This is a genomic window from Coxiella-like endosymbiont of Rhipicephalus sanguineus (genome assembly GCF_018687865.1).
The window spans coordinates 1-2,837 of the sequence record NZ_NIQB01000087.1 but is presented as its reverse complement, the minus strand read 5'-3'; the positions used below and the strand labels follow the sequence as shown (position 1 = coordinate 2,837).

The following is a 2,837-nucleotide window of genomic DNA, read 5'->3' as shown; positions in this document are numbered from 1 at the left end:
AAACGAAGTCCATAAGCAAATTGTTCCACCGTTATGAAATCACCCGGCATAACAATAAATTCTAATGAACCTGTGGGTACGCGATAAGGTTGAATGATAAAAGATCGGACTATCCAAACAATTAACAAAACGGGGAAAAAAGCTTTGCTGTATTCAACAAGAAAAGAAGCTTTGGTTTTTGAGGGTCGGCGTTTTTTAATGAAAAGCCAATATACAAGAAAAATTATTCCAGTCAGTAGTACCGCAATGGTTAAATAAAAAGTAAAATTAAGTATCATTTTTCACTCTTAAAAAAGCTAAAAATGCTTCTTGAGGAATAGCTACTTTACCTACTTTTTTCATACGTTTTTTACCGACTTTCTGTTTTTCCAATAATTTTCGTTTTCGTGTTACGTCTCCTCCATAACATTTAGCTGTCACGTTTTTGCGAAGCGCCTTCACAGAGGTACGCGCAATTATTTTAGCACCGATTGCCGCCTGAATAGCCACCTCAAACATTTGTCGCGGAATTAAATCTTTTAATCGCTTTGTCAATTCACGTCCTAGTGAATAGGCTTGATCCTTATGCACAATAGTCGCTAAGGCATCCACAGTTTTACCACCGATCAAGATGTCTAATTTTACTAGATCCGCCTTTTGAAAGTGGTTGAAACTGCAATCCAACGAAGCGTACCCCCGACTCACAGACTTTAAGCGATCAAAAAAATCTAATACCACCTCGCTCAAGGGGATTTCGTAAGTTATTGATACTTGGTTGCTTAGATACAATAGTTTTTTTTGGACTCCCCGTTTCTCTATGGACAATCTAATTACCGCACCTAAAAATTCAGGCGGTACCAATATATTTGCCACAGCAATAGGTTCACGAATTTCAGCAATTTTACTAACTTCGGGTAATTGACTGGGATTATCGACATATAAAATCTCATTTTCCTTAGTCACAACTTGATAATTCACCGTGGGTGCTGTGGTAATTAATTCAAGATTATATTCGCGCTCTAAACGTTCCTGGACAATTTCCATATGGAGCATCCCTAGAAAACCGCAACGAAATCCAAATCCCAAGGCATCTGAAGATTCGGATTCATAAAACAAAGCCGCATCATTCAAACGCAATTTAGCAAGCGCTTCTCGAAATGCTTCATACTGATCTGGGTCAATGGGAAATAAACCGGCAAAAACTTGAGACTTAACTTCCTGAAAGCCAGGCAAAGGTACTTTGGCAGACTCTTTAGCGTGCGTCAAGGTATCCCCTACGGGAGCACCAAAAATATCTTTAATCCCAGCGACCACAAAACCTACCCCACCAGCGCTTAAGGCTTCTAATGCTTGGCGTTTTGGTGTGAAATGACCAACCTGATCGACATAGTAATCTTTACCCGTCGACATCACTTTAATCTTATCTCCCTTTCGCAAAGTGCCCGCTTTGACTCGCACTAAAGAAACCACTCCCAAATAGCTGTCAAACCAGGAATCAATAATCAAAGCTTGTAATGGCATTTCGGGATCATCAACTGGTGGAGGAATGGTGACGATAAGTTGCTCTAATAGCTCTTTTACTCCAATACCTTCTTTAGCACTTACCCAAATGGCGTCATGTGCCTCAATACCAATAACATCTTCAATTTCCTGAATAGCACGCTCAGGATTTGCTTGTGGTAGATCAATTTTATTCAATACCGGCAATACGACGAGTCCTTGTTCGATAGCCGTATAACAAGTCGCTACCGTTTGTGCTTCTACGCCTTGGGCAGCATCTACCACTAATAAAGCGCCTTCACAAGCCGCTAATGATCGAGACACCTCATAAGCAAAGTCCAGATGCCCAGGAGTATCAATAAAATTTAGTTGATAGGTATATCCATCTCGGGATTGGTAGGCCAAAGTGACTCTCTGGGCCTTAATCGTGATTCCCCGCTCCCGTTCAATATCCATTGAATCAAGAACTTGGGCTTTCATCTCGCGGTCCGTCAATCCGCCACAAAGCTGAATAAATCGATCGGCCAAGGTTGATTTACCATGATCGATGTGCGCGATAATCGAGAAATTACGAATGAATTTTTGAGGAATTGTGGTCATCAGCTTTGTCATTTTTCAATGCGTGGATAGTAGCATACTCACATAAATACAGCGAGGCTCTTAATTAGTCACAATCGTTAGAGAAATTTTAAAAGTCCTTATATTTCTGAGGAGAAAGTTTCTGCTTTAAAATGTCAGGCATATAGGCTTTTCCTGTTTTTTGATCCACACAAGTGATAGAAATAGATGCGCTTGCCACTAATTTTTTATCTTCTAAATTTCTTATTTCTTGTACGATTTGTAATCTTTTTTTCATCGTAAGTCCTTATTTCAGCAGTGACATAAAATTTGTCTTCTGCTTTTAACTGCGAATAATAACGGACCTTCTAGCCCAACCACTACTAAATCATAGCCTTTTAAATGGAATTTATAAAAATCAATACCCACTGAACGCACATAATCATTACGACATTGCTTAAAGTAATGGAGAAAAATGACGTGGTTAACAATTCCTTGACTATCTAGCTCATGATCGCGAACTTTTGACTGCCATGTAAATAGTGTTTTCTTCATATTGTTGCCCCTATGAATCAATCAAAACCACCAAATAACAAAGATAATCAAAATAATTCCAGATAAATTAAAAAATAAATAACTCATATTTTTTCCTAAATTCATATTTTTTCCTATTTTTTGGAAAAAACGAAAACGATTGGCATTAGCTACTACAGTCACGGAAGATAATGACATGGCTATACCCGCTATAATAGGCTTAATAATAGGCTTTAATAATAGGCTTAATAATAGGCTTAATAATA

Annotated in this window: 4 protein-coding genes; all 4 read right to left on the bottom strand. The window is 38.4% G+C overall.

The annotated features are described in order from the left end of the window. A partial coding sequence (locus tag B1F79_RS04965) for a S26 family signal peptidase (RefSeq protein ID WP_251366233.1) occupies positions 1-278 on the bottom strand: 278 nt, incomplete at its 3' end. Further along, a complete protein-coding gene (lepA, locus tag B1F79_RS04960; RefSeq protein ID WP_372443158.1) occupies positions 268-2,079 on the bottom strand; it encodes a translation elongation factor 4 in 1,812 nt (603 codons plus the stop codon). The genes B1F79_RS04965 and lepA, both read right to left, overlap by 11 nt. Before the next feature lie 88 nt (positions 2,080-2,167). Beyond that, positions 2,168-2,335 (bottom strand): acyl-CoA thioesterase family protein, encoded by a 168-nt coding sequence (locus B1F79_RS04955; protein WP_251366231.1) that lies wholly within the window; start codon positions 2,333-2,335, stop codon positions 2,168-2,170. Positions 2,336-2,613: 278 nt separating this feature from the next. Next, positions 2,614-2,837 (bottom strand): hypothetical protein (locus B1F79_RS04950; protein ID WP_251366230.1); only part of this gene is annotated, 224 nt, incomplete at its 5' end.